The sequence below is a fragment of the Variovorax trehalosi genome (genome assembly GCF_051216415.1).
Lineage (GTDB): Bacteria > Pseudomonadota > Gammaproteobacteria > Burkholderiales > Burkholderiaceae_C > Variovorax.
The window spans coordinates 227,092-240,824 of the sequence record NZ_JBPJZG010000003.1; the positions used below are offsets into that span (position 1 = coordinate 227,092).

Annotated in this window: 9 protein-coding genes, 7 tRNA genes and 1 pseudogene; 14 read left to right on the forward strand and 3 right to left on the reverse strand. The window is 61.6% G+C overall.

The features are described 5' to 3' along the window. Positions 1 to 34: 34 nt before the first annotated feature. The 14 genes from ACSFA7_RS13035 to ACSFA7_RS13100 all read left to right on the forward strand — a co-directional run bounded on the left by ACSFA7_RS13035 (position 35) and on the right by ACSFA7_RS13100 (position 10,411). A complete protein-coding gene (locus ACSFA7_RS13035; RefSeq protein WP_435499755.1) occupies positions 35 to 241 on the forward strand; it encodes a hypothetical protein in 207 nt (68 codons plus the stop codon). Positions 242 to 421: 180 nt separating this feature from the next. Next, positions 422 to 498, forward strand: a tRNA-Leu gene (locus tag ACSFA7_RS13040). Between the two features lie 24 nt (positions 499 to 522). Beyond that, positions 523 to 600: transfer RNA gene (locus tag ACSFA7_RS13045), tRNA-Pro, on the forward strand. Positions 601 to 617: 17 nt separating this feature from the next. Next, a tRNA-Trp gene (locus ACSFA7_RS13050) sits at positions 618 to 693 on the forward strand. Positions 694 to 707: 14 nt separating this feature from the next. Next, positions 708 to 783: transfer RNA gene (locus ACSFA7_RS13055), tRNA-Glu, on the forward strand. Positions 784 to 792: 9 nt separating this feature from the next. Then, positions 793 to 864 (forward strand) — tRNA-Gln (locus ACSFA7_RS13060). 20 nt (positions 865 to 884) lie between these two features. Further along, positions 885 to 960: transfer RNA gene (locus ACSFA7_RS13065), tRNA-Asp, on the forward strand. Between the two features lie 126 nt (positions 961 to 1,086). Further along, positions 1,087 to 1,160, forward strand: a tRNA-Cys gene (locus ACSFA7_RS13070). A 342-nt stretch (positions 1,161 to 1,502) separates the two neighbouring features. Next, complete coding sequence (locus tag ACSFA7_RS13075; RefSeq protein ID WP_435499756.1) at positions 1,503 to 4,349, forward strand: type VI secretion system Vgr family protein; 2,847 nt, start codon at positions 1,503 to 1,505, stop codon at positions 4,347 to 4,349. Then, positions 4,346 to 5,269, forward strand: a complete 924-nt coding sequence (locus tag ACSFA7_RS13080) for a DUF4123 domain-containing protein (RefSeq protein WP_435499757.1) — start codon at positions 4,346 to 4,348, stop codon at positions 5,267 to 5,269. The genes ACSFA7_RS13075 and ACSFA7_RS13080 overlap by 4 nt, the downstream gene beginning before the upstream one ends. Beyond that, complete coding sequence (locus ACSFA7_RS13085) at positions 5,266 to 8,097, forward strand: T6SS effector BTH_I2691 family protein (RefSeq protein ID WP_435499758.1); 2,832 nt, start codon at positions 5,266 to 5,268, stop codon at positions 8,095 to 8,097. Before ACSFA7_RS13080 ends, ACSFA7_RS13085 begins: the two co-directional genes overlap by 4 nt. 2 nt (positions 8,098 to 8,099) lie before the next feature. After that, positions 8,100 to 8,957, forward strand: coding sequence for a hypothetical protein (locus tag ACSFA7_RS13090; RefSeq protein WP_435499759.1), 858 nt, complete (start codon positions 8,100 to 8,102; stop codon positions 8,955 to 8,957). Positions 8,958 to 9,062: 105 nt separating this feature from the next. Continuing rightward, positions 9,063 to 9,272: a hypothetical protein gene (locus tag ACSFA7_RS13095; protein WP_435499760.1), complete on the forward strand. Its 210-nt coding sequence runs from the start codon at positions 9,063 to 9,065 to the stop codon at positions 9,270 to 9,272. A gap of 65 nt (positions 9,273 to 9,337) precedes the next feature. Continuing rightward, entirely contained in the window at positions 9,338 to 10,411 is a 1,074-nt protein-coding gene (locus tag ACSFA7_RS13100; protein WP_435499761.1) for a DUF6708 domain-containing protein, read from the forward strand. 48 nt (positions 10,412 to 10,459) lie between these two features. Here ACSFA7_RS13100 and ACSFA7_RS13105 read toward each other — a convergent pair whose 3' ends face one another. From ACSFA7_RS13105 to ACSFA7_RS13115, 3 genes and pseudogenes are all read right to left on the reverse strand, one after another. Further along, entirely contained in the window at positions 10,460 to 12,265 is a 1,806-nt protein-coding gene (locus tag ACSFA7_RS13105; protein ID WP_435499762.1) for an Ig-like domain-containing protein, read from the reverse strand. 389 nt (positions 12,266 to 12,654) lie between these two features. Continuing rightward, the gene (locus ACSFA7_RS13110; RefSeq protein ID WP_435500219.1) at positions 12,655 to 13,170 is read right to left on the reverse strand and encodes a GNAT family N-acetyltransferase; all 516 of its coding nucleotides are present in this window, start codon (positions 13,168 to 13,170) and stop codon (positions 12,655 to 12,657) included. After that, positions 13,171 to 13,728: pseudogene (locus tag ACSFA7_RS13115) on the reverse strand (HD domain-containing protein); the annotation flags it as partial. It lies immediately after the preceding gene. Positions 13,729 to 13,733: the final 5 nt, after the last annotated feature.

The following is a 13,733-nucleotide window of genomic DNA, read 5'->3' on the forward strand; positions in this document are numbered from 1 at the left end:
AACGCACACACAGCAGCATCGACCAGGAACCATCGTGAAAGCAGCAGCCATCCGCATCCACAGCATTCGACCCGCATCGGGCCGTGCGCTCGTGTGCGTCGCGCTGTGCGATGGCCTCGGCATGCTGCCGCAGTGGCAGCCGCTGCTCAATCAATACCCGAATTCCATTCAAGCGCCGCAGGCCAACCTGTGGGATTGCGTTGATGAGGATCAGGTGACACCGGGTGGAGGAAGCGCTTAGGCGCGTAACTCCCAAGCTCTCTTGCACAGAGGCCCGGACACCGAAAGGTTCCGGGCCTTTTCGTTTTTCAACGTTCGACAAACACACACACGCAGTGATCGCACTGCATGGCACCGCGCCTTGGCGTTGGTGATCGTTCATTAAAAGTTCGCGGCGCATCCATTCATTCATCCATCCATTGCCCCGGTGACGGAACCGGCATACGTGTCCGCCTTAGAAGCGGAATTCTGGGAGTTCGAATCTCCCCTGGGGCACCAACCTTTTTCTTGTTTGATTTTTCTCTGGGTGTAGTGTCAATCTGGTAGACGGCCTGCCTTGGAAGCAGGAGGCTGCAGGTTCAAATCCTGCCACTCAGACCATTCTTTTTTTCATTCACGCGTGTGTAGCTCAACTGGCAGAGCACTGGACTCCAAACCCAGCGGTTGAAGGTTCGAATCCTTCCGTGCGCGCCACCTTTTTATTCAACGTCTCGTTCGTCTAGCGGTCAGGACCCCGGGCTTTCATCCCGGTGATCGTGGGTTCGAATCCCACACGAGGCTCCAACGTTCGATGGCCCTTCGCCTAGAGGCCCAAGGCACTGGGTTTTGATCCCGGCATCCAAGGTTCGAATCCTTGAGGGCCTGACATCTTTTTTCTTTTCTTCGTTCCGCTAACTCAGTGGCTAGAGTGCCTCCCTGTCCAGGAGGAAGCCAGGGGTTCGACTCCCCTGCGGAACGCCACATACAACTCGCATCTGGATCGTGAGCAGCACTGGCGACTGCAGCGGGCTGTAACCCCGCCTCTTCGGAATACTTCGTTCGACTCGAAGACGATCCACCACTCATTGATTCATTCACTGAATCCTCGGCGCAGTAGCAAAGTGACCATGCAGCGGATTGCAAATCCGCAGACCCCGGTTCGAATCCGGGCCGCGCCTCCATCCAACTCTCAGTCGGACTTCCCGCATGTGTTTTGTGTGCCACGGCCCACAGGTATTTTTCACAGCGGCATCGTCGTGGGTAATCTGAAAGTATCAATGTCTTGCCATTGGGCTGTCATCGTGCTGCCTTTGTCCTTGTTCGCGAGAATGTGCGAGATATCATTTGCAAAGTGCACGCGACCTGCGGTCGCGCACGGCGCATCCAGACAATAAATACAGCAGATCGGCCTGAGCTTCATTCGCCAAAAGGGCCGACTGAAAGAGAAGAGACAAGTTGCGCTGCAGGATCACGGCGACGTCGCGGCATGCGGCGGATCGAGAGTCAAAGGGAGCGAGAACAACGTGTCGAATTTCAACTCTGCCTCGCTGGGCGCGCAGCTGCGTGCGGGCACGACGCAGCGCGATCGCCTGCTGGTGCTGCACACGCCTCTGGGTGACAACAAGCTGCTGGCGGAACGCCTCGACGGTGTGGAGTCCCTGGACGACGGCGGCTTCCGCTTCGAACTCACAGCGCTGAGCGACGACGCGCACATCGAACTCAAGACCCTCATGGGCCAAGGCGTGCGCCTCGATCTGCAGACTGCACAGAGCCGCACTGACCTCCGCCCCTTCCACGGCCACGTGACCGAAGCCGAGTGCATCTCGAGCAACGGTGGCATGGCGCGCTACCGCATCGTCATCGAACCCTGGCTCGCATTTCTGCGCCACCGCCAGGACAGTTGCCTGTTCCAGCACCAGAGCGTGTTCGACATCGTCGATGCCGTGTTCGCGCGCTACCAAAGCCAAGGCAAGCTCGCCGTGCAATGGCGCTGGGAGATCGCCCAGCGCGACATCTATCCCGTGCGCGGCATCACCACGCAGTACCACGAGAGCGACTTCGATTTTGTTTCGCGCCTCCTGGCCGAAGAAGGCCTGTGCTACTGGTTCGAACACGCGACCGGCAAGGACGGCAGCCTCGGCAGTCACACCCTCGTCATCGCCGACCACAACGGCGCCTTCCGCGCCAACACCCAAGCCACCATCCGCTTTCACCGCGCCGATGCGAGCGAGCGCGAAGACACCATCCAGCAATGGCGGGGCAGCCGCCAGCTGCAGACCAACAGCCTCGCGCAGCAAAGCTGGGACTACAAGAGTGTGAGCGCCAGGCCCGTGCAGCAGCAGAGCCGCGGCGCGGGCCACCGCACCCTGCAGTGGAGCGACGACCCCGGTGCCTATGGCTGGGAGACCTCCGCTCAGGGCGAACGCCTCCTGTCCAACGCCCTGCAGGCCCTCGAATTGCGCAACAAGCGCTTCGAGGGCCAAAGCGCCGTGCGCACCCTCGCACCCGCCACCACCTTCACCCTGAGCGGCCACGAGCAGCACGACAAGGACGGCGAAGAAGACCGCCGCTTCGCCGTACTGGCCGTGCGCCACATCGCGCGCAACAACTTCGACGAAGACCTCGAGGCCGGCGTGAGTGAACGCCTGGGCCTGCCGGACATCGCCACCGTGTTCGATGCCGGCAACAGTGACGACGGCCAAGACAGCGGCAATGCCGCAGCCAGGCCCGACACCGTCACCCACTACCGCAACGACTTCACGACAGTGCGCACGGCCATCCCCTACCGTCCCCTGAGCCTGGACGGCCACGGCCAGCGCATCCACCCCAAACCCAGCGTGCACGGCAGCCAGAGCGCCATCGTGATCGGCGCGGGCGGTGATGCACCAATCCACACCGACCGCGACCACCGCGTCAAGGTGCAGTTCCACTGGCAGCGCGGCAGCGGCTCCAGCGCAAGACAGCTTCGCCCCGACGGCCAGGACAACGCCCCCGCCTCTGACCGCCTGGGCGCCTGGGTGCGCGTGGCTGCCAGTGCAGCAGGGGACAACTGGGGCCAGGTCACCTTGCCGCGCGTGGGACAGGAGGTGCTGGTCGAATTCCACCATGGCGACATCGACCGCCCGGTTGTCGTCGCCGCGCTCTACAACGGCGCGGGCCAGACCGATGCCCAGCACAACGAGAAGTCCGCAGGTGCGGCCCAATCCACCGGCAACGCCCCGGCCTGGTTCGCCGGCGAAGGGAAGGACGCCAAGGAACACGCACACAACGCCGTCTTCTCCGGCATCAAGACCCAGGAGCTGAGCGCCAGCCAGAGCGGCGATGGCGGCTACAACCAGCTGGTCTTCGACGACACCCCCGGGCAGGGCAGCACGAGCCTGGCGACCACGCAGGCCAGCAGCCGGCTGCATCTGGGGCATCACAAGCAGCAGGATGACAACGCGCGTGGCAAGGCGCGCGGGCACGGGGCAGAACTCGCCACGACCGCACAGGGCGCCATCCGCGCGGGCTCGGGCCTGCTCGTGAGCGCCCATGCCCAACAGAACGCCAAGGGTGCGTTCATGGCCAGCCGCGAGGCGCAGCAGCAGACCAAGCAGGCCGAGGAACTCGCGACCTCGCTGGCCAAGAGTGCGCAGACGCAGAAGGCGAAGCTCAAGGATGAAGGTGCACCCGAACAACTCCCCGCCATCGAGGCGTTGAAGCATGTGGCCGAAGTGCTGGGGGCAACGCAGGAAGGCAGCGCGGCGCAATCGAACAGCAGCGGCGAAATCAAGGCCACCGAAGGCGGCCAGGGCAGCGTCACCGCATACAGCGAGCCGCACCTGCAGTTCAGCGCGCCGATGGGAATTGGCTTCGTGACGCCGAAGGAGGCGATTGCGGTGAGTGGCAAGAACACCACCATCGTCGCGAACCAGGACATCGACCTGCCCGCGCAGGGGCAGATCGCGGTGAGCGTGGCCAAGGGGGTGAGCCTGTACACGCTCGGCACCAAGGTGGGCGAAGGCACAGAGCCCAATCAGGAGCGCGGCATTGCGCTGCACGCAGCCAGCGGCAGCGTGACGCTGCAGAGCCAGAAGGGCGCGACGAAGATCGCGGCGGACAAGAAGGTGACGATCGCCAGCACGACGAAGAACGTGGATGTCGAGGCGCCCAAGCACGTGCTGCTGACCAGTGCAGGCGCGTACATCAAGCTGGAAGGCTCGAGCATCAAGATCCATGCACCGGGGAAGGTGACGTTCAGGGGGATGCACAACTTCGTCGGGCCGCAAGGCGACAGTGCAACCAACAGCGTGGGCAAGGCCGCCTTTCAGGGATGCGCAATGCGCATGAGTGCCGCTTCGGCGAACGGCAATGCAGTCGTTGAACGATGACCTTGATCAGTTCATCGCCGACCGAAGAATTGCAACGCCTGTCGGAGCGCTTGTTCTCGCTTGCCAAAGATCATGGTCATGTTTTTGTTCTGATCGACCGCTTCAATCCTCTTCCAGAAGCGATCGCGACATCAATCAAGGCGGCCGCTTTCGATGCGGGCGAGCAATGCGCATTGCATGACCCGATCTTCGGGGAGGCCGAGCACTTGGCGCCGCAGTTGCTGCAACTCACTGTGCAGCAGCTGCCTCTACTCCATGCGTTGGCGGAAGTGGCAGTGCAGGCGGCACTTGATCCGGAGCAGCCTGACACTTGCGTTTCCGGATTCCTGGTGGCACCGGACTCCTCCACAAAACGCCTTGTCGTACATCTGAGCCGCCATTTCGATCCTGCGACCTATGACGGCCGCAGGATATTCCTGAGATTTCATGATCCCCGGGTTCTTCCCCGGCTTTGGGATCTACTGGACGGCGAACAACGCCGCAATCTGCTGGGGCCCATCGATCGGTGGGTTCTGCCTTCCAGGGACGGCGATCTTGTGGAACTGCAAGCAGCAACATCCAAAGCCGGCAATTCGCGTGCCCGCGTCTCGTTAGCGGAGCATGCAATGAATGGAGCCCTTCGCATCGAGATGCTCAACCTCGCTGTTCGTTCTCTGCGCATCGCAGGTCACTCGGTCTCTCCGAGTGAGGACGGAAAGATCGATCAGGCGATTTCGCGCGCACAGCGTATGGGAATGTCATCGGCTGAAGACCTGGCCGCCTATGCAGCCTTGGCCTGGCTGTGGCCGGCGAGCCACGGTCCGATGGAAGTTCACACCCAAGTCGTCGCGGGCATTTACCTGGCACGCAGGGGCTTGCCGTTCAAGGACTATGCCAACGAGCGTCTCTTGCCGATCATCCAATCCGATTCGAAGCCATGACCGCAACCAAAAAGAACTGCAAATTCTGTGACAAGCAGGGCGTCTGGATATATCCGTTGCGCTATGCAGTTGCCGTTGCAGCCAATCCTGTCAATCTCCAGGCACTGCCTGGCGCGCTGCCTTCCTCGCTGGGCCAGAACGTAACCGACATCGCGTTGAGTGCAAATGCGAGATACACCGCTCGGGTGAGCCGCGGCGGCTACATCTATGCACTTATCGAGCGGAGCGGCGTGCGCTATTGGCAGGCATACCTCGTGGTGGAAGACAGTCTTCTCTACCAGTTCGATCCGGAGAATCCTCCCAAGCAAACTGTCGAATTCAGTTGCGAACGAACCAGTTGCGGAATTGACGCCAGCGTTATCTCAATCAATGAAGTAAGCGATGTTTCGGCGGTCTGGCTCATGTTTTCACCGAGTGCTCTCACCAAAGCCAAGCTCGACGAGTACAAGAAGAATGCCGATGCCTACGCAGGCATAGGAAAGATGCAGGTTTTCGATGTCAAGGCATGGTCGACAGCTGGAACATTTCAGACCCACATGCTGACGCCTGACCATCTCAAGACAAATGTCCCAGAATTTGTCTTGTATGCACAAGGCAAGGACTCGTTGACCAGCCCACTGGGGCTCGTCATGAAGGCGCAGATGTTCCCGGCAATCAATGCAGCGTATGCAGGAACACCGGCAAAGGTCGACGGCGGTGAGAACGGTTATCTGGGTGTGCTCGCGCAGCGATTGAAGGCGCAAAAGGCGATGGTCTGCGTGCTCTTCGATCACATAGGGATTGCGCAGGAGCTGAATGACTTTCGGAATGCGCCGATGGCGGGTATCGAGCACTATCTTGCAACTGTCGACAAATACGGAGCGAGCAATCTGCAGCGCTTGCAGGTGTACGAGGCCATCCGGGAGATAGAAAAGGGAATGAAGACGGGGCTGATCACAAGTACCCAGAAATTCCAGGATGACCACCGGCAATGGAGCGATGGCCGGATGAATCAGCAACTGGAGTTCGCCAAGCGATTGCGAGCAGATGGCCGAGTGGAAGATGCCATCTCTATTGAGAAAGACGTTGAAAACAAGCGTGTGGTGCGCGAACAGAACTACAACCAGCACCTGGAGGCTGCCAAAAGGGATGCTCAGGAAAACTGGACGAAAGACTATGCAAGCCGTCTCGATCTGGACGAAATGGCGCTCTTCGACAGGGTTCTAAAGAAGCACACGCAGGCGGCATCGGATGCTGCTGCTGCGCGGGCCGGCGACCACTTGAAGTGGTTCGAGGCAGATCGTCTGGTCAACACGTTCGAGATGTTCGATCCGGCCAATGCACCTTCGGGGTATGACTTTGCGGTGCAATCGGCAATCTGCACCTATGGTCTTTCCGGGTGCAAGGCCGGTGAAGAAAAAATCGATGCCTGGCTGAAAGCTCCGGAGGTCGAACGCAAGAACCTGTATTCCAGGGGGGTCTACTACAACCAGGAATCGCTCTTCGCGCATGTGAAGGACGTCAATCGACAGATCAAGGAGGCCGTCGCGCAGGTCGACCAGGCGTCCGGCTTGACCACGGCGGTCATGCTGAAAGCGACAAAGGGTCTGGTGGACGGATTCAAGAAAGTCGATTCCGCTTTTGATGAATGGGCGCGGAATCAAACGCAGGATTTTTCGAAGCAATGGGTCAAGAGCCTTGAAGTCGTGCTCTACCACAAGGCCGCTGATATGACGCGGGCGGTATTCCGCGCCGGCCTCGGTGGTGTCTTCGACAAGGGGCTGACCGCCAGCCTGAGCGGCCTGCTCTATGCGCGCTTGCGCGCCACGGTCGGAACGCTTGCCTACGAAGAATTGATGCTTTCGATCCCGAAGGAAAAAGTCGCAGCGAATGCGAGAGCCCGCGCTGAGCGGCGTGCCGAGGGAAGGCGCGCCGACAAAGCTGCGGCAGGGGCCGCCAAGGTCGCCGACCAAGTGGATGGATCTCTGGAAAACCTGGTGGCCGATGCGCAGGAAAAAGCGCGGGCCAAGGTTCAGCTTTCGTTGAAAGAGATCGAGGGCAACAAGAGCCTTCCGACCAACAACTACCATCAGGCGCGCATTGGCGTGCTGCTGGGCTGCATCGAGATGATTGCCTTGGGCGACAAGGTCGCGCACTTCGAGCCCGGCACCAAGGGCTACCTGGAGGTCACAGGCTCCGCGATGGCGGTAGCCGGCATCGTGATGGACACCTTCTACTCCGCGACAAAATCCGTTCGGGAGATTCAGCCCTACACCGACATCAACGCCATCAACAAGGGGGCGGACATTGTGCGAGGCGGGTTCAAGTTGTGGGCGGGTGCACTGGGCGGGGCTGCGGGACTTTGCAGCGCGATTCTGGATACGATGAAGATCTTCGACAAGAAAACAGATCGCGCACTCGCGGTAATCTATGGCGCTCGCGCATTGACCGGGTTCGTGAGCGCCGGGCTCACCATGGCAGCGGCGTTTTCATATGCAAAGCCTTTTCTCGGGCACTTTGCCAAAAGGTTCGCCGAACATTCGCTTCGATACCGGGCGCTGACAACGCTCGCAGGTTGGGCGGGCAGGCTCGCCATGCGTGTTCGATTGCTGGTATGGGTGGCCCGTATCAACCTGATCGGCTTGATTTGGACCGGGCTCGAAATTGGCTATCTGCTGCTCAAAGACGACGACCTTCAAAATTGGTGCGAGAAATGTGTGTTCAGGAAGGTCAAGACGTCGAGCAACTGGTTGGGGCGTCAGGTCACCGAGGACTATTTCGTCGGCGGTTCCGTCCAGGAACTGACCGCACTTGAAGAGGCCGCACAAGCTGTCGGCGTTGGAGGTTGAACGTGAGCGTTTCGCCAGAATTGAACCTCGGGCCCGAATCAGGCATGTTCCTGCTGGAAGGCATCGTCAAAGAGTTGCATGTGTCGGAGGGCCGCGAGAACCTGCTGCGTCAAATCGACAAGCACTACAAGCAGACAAGTGTGCTCACAGGCGTTGGTGCTGCGGTGGGCGACCTGTTCGGTCAGGCAGCCAACGCTGCCATGCTGGCAATGTATGACGGTGAAGATACGCAGAACTTCGCGTGTCTGATTGGCAATCAGGTCGTGTGTGGGCAGTTCGCCGGAGCACAACTGCTCAAGGAAGGCAACCGGGTTCGGTTGGCTGCGTCACGCAGTGGTGAAGTAGTTGTTGCGCGCGGAATCCTGGACGAGCAGCAAGGATTGGTCTGGGTGGGGCACGCTTGGGGCGGTGGTGCGGAAATGAACGCGAACTGGAAGCTTGCTTTTTGGGGGTTCGTGTTTGCAAGCATCTGCTGGGCGTTGAGCTACTACTTCGTCAAGGAGCATGTGGGCTTCATCAAGTACCAGGCGCTGGGCATGGTGGGCGCCGCCGTGTTGACAGGAGGATTGGCCCTCTGGGCCAACAAGGACATGCAGACACTCGCAAAGCCCTCCACCGAAGTGTTTCGGCTTCTGGGTTTTGCGAGGCCTGAGAAGGTCAATCTGAACAACTATCAGCTTTCTCTCGTGGAATCTCGCAAGCGCAGCAAGCTCGTGGCATCCAAGGTGCGAGAGTTGAGAGAAGGAACTTTCACACTTCCTCCGCGGCCGGCAATTCTGGATGTCTCGTCGGAACGAATCAGGAATACGCATGACTACAAGCAAGCCATCGAAGACGGAAAGCTATCGATGATTTCGTGAACGTTTGCTCCGCGGCTACTCGCTCAGCCTCAAGACCCACTCCGCTCCCGCAAAGCCACAGCTGTCCTCACCTTTACCCCCACCGGCGCTGGCACCCGCGCCAAAATGCCAGCCCTCAAGTCCTTCTTCCCATCCTTCAAGGCCAACGCCCGATGCAGCGTGACCTGCGCATTCACCTGCATGTTCGCCGACACGCTCGCGACGTTCGAAGATCGTGAATTTCTGCGCTACACAGGCGCGCAAGTGGCAGTGCAGATTGCCGAACTTGGAGCCGTCGGCGAATATCTGGTCAACCAGAGACTGGTGGTGCCATGAGCAAAGACCATGATCTTCCCAATCATGATTCTTGGCAATGAGCCGCCACCCGGGCCGCAAATGGCATGAAAGAATTCAAGCTTCTCAAGCACGGCGAGCGCGTGCGCCTCGAGTACGCGCCGCCGCCAGGTAGCACCGAAGGTGCGATGGGAGCCAGCACCGGCGAGGAGCGTCCTGGCGGCCAAGTCTCCGGCATCGTCAAGCGCTATCGAAAAGATCGAACAGCCGAAGGTTTCCCGCAGGCACTGGGCTGGATCAAGGCGACTTACAAAGATGCCATCGAGTACACCGGCATGACAAAGGAACTGAGGGGATACGGGTTCTTCCTGGCGGTGTTCGGAGGCGTAGTCGGGTTTGGCGCCGGCGGCTTGTTTGTGCTGACCGGGGTTGCGGATGCCCTTCGGGATGACACGGTCGGCTCGTACTTGTTCAACTTTCTTTTCATGCTTCCGGCAGGTTTGATCGCACTAGCTTTCGCGCTCTGGATCACCTTGTTCGGCCTGCGCGTCGACCTGTTCAAGCCAACAGACCTACCGATCATCTTCGACCGCAAACACGGCAAGATCTATCGCATCCTGCGCGAGGAGCAACCCGGATGGCGCGGCCTGTTCAAGCCCTGGCCTGTGCTGGCGTGCGAGTACGACTGGGAGCTCGTCGATGCCGAGCACGAGGCGGAAGTGCTCTCTACGGGTGCGACCATCGTGCGCAACCATTTCCTGATGTTCATCGTGCGCAAGAGCGCAAGCGACCCGACCATCATCGACAGCTTCCAGATTGCCAATGCCTGTTCCTTGAGTGAAAACCTCGTGCCAGCCATGTGGGAGCACATTCGTCGTTTCATGGAGGAGGGGGGGGCGCACCTGCCGCTGCCCTCCGAACCGTTGGCCAGCATGGAAGCCCCTCGAGACTGGTGGCATAGCGTGGGCGCCACCGGCCCCTTCGGTGCGGGCTATATGAAGCGTTGGAACGAACAGCCTGGCTACATGGGGTTCATGCATCTGGCGCTGCCGGTGACCCTGCCGATGTTTCTACTGTGGGGCACGGGCAATTGGTTGAGCTACAAGACCGCCATCGACGTCGATTGGCCACAAGAGGTGAAGCGCGCTGTAGGTCCGAGCATGAAGTCGGAGCCAGTATGAAGAGCGCTCAGGCGGGCGACTAGCCGCACCGCGACGATCGATCCGATCTCAGGACCCACTCCGATCCCGCAAAGCCACAGCCGTCCGCACCCTCGGCGCCACCGCCGCCGGCGCAGCAGCCTGCGTCAGCAGCTGCTCCGCCACATCCTTCTCCCCATCCTTCAAGGCCAGCGCCCGATACGGCGTGACCTGCGCATTCACCTGCATGTTCGCCGACACGCTCGCGATGTTCCCCATCGCATCCACGGCCCGCGCCTCGATGCTCGCGTAGCCCGCCGCATCCGGCGTCCAGCTGCAGGTGTACGGTGCGGCCTTCACCGTGCACAGCGTCTTCCCATCCACGATGAACTGAAGCTCTGCAATCCCCGAATTCGCCTGCGCCGCAGCGGAAAGCGTCGTCGTCCGGCTGACCCCCGTCGCAGCGGGCACCGCAACCGAAACCACCGGCGGCGCCACATCCGCAGGCGCATTCACCATCACATTCGCAGTCGCCATCGCCGAGTTGCCCGCGGCATCCACGCCGATCACGCGGATCGTCTGCATGCCCGGCGTCATCGGCGTCCACGTGCAGGTGAAGGGCGGTGCTTCAAAAGTGCAGATCGGAATGCCATCGGCCCCCGCCACCTTCACGCCCCACACACCCACGTTGTCCACCACGGCCGGCGCAATGGTGACCGGCTGCCCCAGCGTGGCCATCGCGGGCGCCGAGACCGACACCGTCGGCGGCACGTTGTCCACGCCGCCTAGCGACATGTCGATGGTGAATGTCGATTGCCCCTTCACCGCCTTCTGCTCGAACGCATCGAAGATCGTGAACCAGCTCGCCGTCGGCGAACGCCCGGGTGCCGATGCCTTCACCAACAGCGTCGACTTCGCGCTGTTGAAGCAGGTGAAGCCGCAAGCCCAGTCGAAAGAAAAGCGCCCCGCCTCATCCACCACGCCCTGCGCCAGCAACACCATCGGCTGCTCCGTCGATGTGCCCGCATTGCGCCACACCGACACCTGCGCGCCGGGCAATGCGGCACCCGTCCCGCGATCGGTGATGCGCACCTGCGTCGCCGTCGTGCCCGCCATGAACTTCGACGTGCCGTACTTCGGCCAGTCGCTCCAGTCGGTGTTGATGTTCGCCTTGGTGCCCGCTGTGAAGCGGATCATCTCCAGCGTGATGACGCGGTTCGTCGCCGGGTCGCGCCGTTGTTCGAACACCGTGCCCAGCAGCGGGTCGAGCCGCCAGCTCTGGCGCGACCACCAGTAGCGGTCGGTGTCGCTCATCAGCGCCAGGTCGGCCTGCGGGGCGGTGCCGGTGGTGTCCTTCACCATCGCGGCGTTGTAGTACTCGCCCGCGCCCGCGCCGAACACGTGCTCCAGCTCGTGCAGCAGCGTCTTGAGCTGCCGGCCCAGGTAGTCTTTTTCGGTGGACTCGGGCGCGGTCTTGGTGATGGCGCGCGACAGCCGCAGCGGGTCGTGAATGGCGATCCAGTTCAGGTTCCAGGCCACGCCCTTCTGCGGAAAGGTCCAGCTCGCGGCGAGTCCGCCGTGGCTGTAGCCCTTGGTCGATTTCGAGATGCACACCACGATCTCGCCGTTCACCAGGCCGCTGTGGCTGCATTGCGGGGCCGCGGCGGGGGCAACCAGCTGAAGGTCGTTGACCGGGTCGAACACGAAGCTGCGCACCGTCTCGCGCGTGAACACCGTGTTGACGTCGGCCACGTACTGCGCAAGGCGCCGGCCCGCTTCCGCGGCACCGATGTCGTCGGCCAGTTGCGGATCAACAAAGAGCTTCAGCCGATGAATGCTGGGCGGCGCCTTGCCGACTTCGTTCAGGCCAGCCAAGGCGTTCGAGCCGAGGAACATGGCGCCGCAGCAAAGCGCCAGACCGAGGCGACGCGCACCTGCATACAGCGATAGAAAAGCGCGCATCGACCACGTGGAGTTGTTTCAAAAGTGTAAGTTTAGTGTGATAAATGCCTTAAAAACATCTGTTACTTACATTACTGAAACATATTTCGTATGTTTTTTGCGACGTTTGAGTGTGCTTGCTGCGTGCTCCGTGACGCGCTTTCAGGCCTTGCCGGTGAGGGGCAAAGTCCGCAATTCGCTCCCGCACCAAGGCGGCGGGCAAATGCAGCACTCGGCCCTGCTCGCGGACAGGGAGCGCGCATGCGACGCATGTTCCTGAGGGCGTTCGGGCAGCCGCCGCAGGCGATGTGCGGGAACGCCAAGATCGGCGCGGCCGCGACTCGCTACTGCGTGGCGTCGAAGGCCTCGTGATAGCTCACATCGCCAGTGGGCCACGCGCCGCGAAAACATACCGCCTGGAAGTACTCCGCAGGCACGCCGGGCAACGCCAGCCCCGCGCGCACGACAAAGCCGAAGCGCGAATAGAACGCCGGATCGCCCAGCACCACGCACCCCGCCGCTCCCGCCTCCCGGAGGCGGGCCAACGCAGCCGTCATCAGCTTTGCCCCGATGCCCTGGCCCTGCCGCCCCGGCAGCACCGAGATCGGCCCCAGCCCATACCAGCCCTCGGCCGCTGAAGAAGAAGCAATCGACACCGGCGATATCGCCACGTGCCCGACGATTTCTTCTTCGCCCACCTGTGCCACCAGCGACACTGTGAGCTGCCCCGCCCGCCTTAGTGCGTTGACGATGAACTGCTCCGTGTGACTCGTGTGCGCCGCATTCGCGAACGCGGCCACGGTCACCCGCTCGATGGCCGCCGCATCCGCCGGCCGCTCCTCGCGAATCAGCAGCGGCACGATGCGCCGCCGCGTGTCGTCGTCGACCAGTTCTCGCAGCGCGCTGAAGAGCGGCGCGGTGCCCGTGTGCTTGCGGCCGTAGCCAAGGTTGAAGGCGTAGTCGAAATCCTCGGGGTTCGCGCCCTGGTTGTGCTGCAGGATCGTCTCGAGCTTGTCGAGCGCCTTCACCGCCTGGGCCTCTGGAGAGGCGGCGGCTTCGTACTCGTCCCACAGCGCGAGCAGTTCGCTGCGCAGCCTGGCGTCGAGCGGGGCCATCAGCGTGAGCAGATCGCGGCGCTCGCGCTCGCTCTTGTCGGGATGCGCGCCCTGGCTCACCGCTGGAATGTCGCCGTGAATCGCCTCGCCCAGGTCGTGCACCACGCAGAGCTTCAGCACGCGCAGCAGGTCGAGCCCGGCCAGCTCTTCTTCGAACGCCATCGCCATGAGGCACAGCCGCCAGCTGTGCTCGGCCGTGCTCTCCGCGCGGCCGGAGGAAGTGTGGCCGCTGCGCAGCACGTCCTTGAGTTTTTCCGCCTCGCGCAGGAAGGCGAGCTTGCCCTTGAGTTGCTCGATGTTCATCGGCG

Excerpts from the sequence above, each read along its gene's own strand:
- ACSFA7_RS13080 (WP_435499757.1), top strand. The coding sequence starts at position 4,346 with ATGACCTTGATCAGTTCATCGCCGACCGAAGAATTGCAACGCCTGTCG.
- ACSFA7_RS13085 (WP_435499758.1), top strand. The coding sequence starts at position 5,266 with ATGACCGCAACCAAAAAGAACTGCAAATTCTGTGACAAGCAGGGCGTC.
- ACSFA7_RS13095 (WP_435499760.1), top strand. The coding sequence starts at position 9,063 with ATGCCAGCCCTCAAGTCCTTCTTCCCATCCTTCAAGGCCAACGCCCGA.
- ACSFA7_RS13100 (WP_435499761.1), top strand. The coding sequence starts at position 9,338 with ATGAAAGAATTCAAGCTTCTCAAGCACGGCGAGCGCGTGCGCCTCGAG.
- ACSFA7_RS13105 (WP_435499762.1), bottom strand. The coding sequence starts at position 12,265 with ATGTTCCTCGGCTCGAACGCCTTGGCTGGCCTGAACGAAGTCGGCAAG.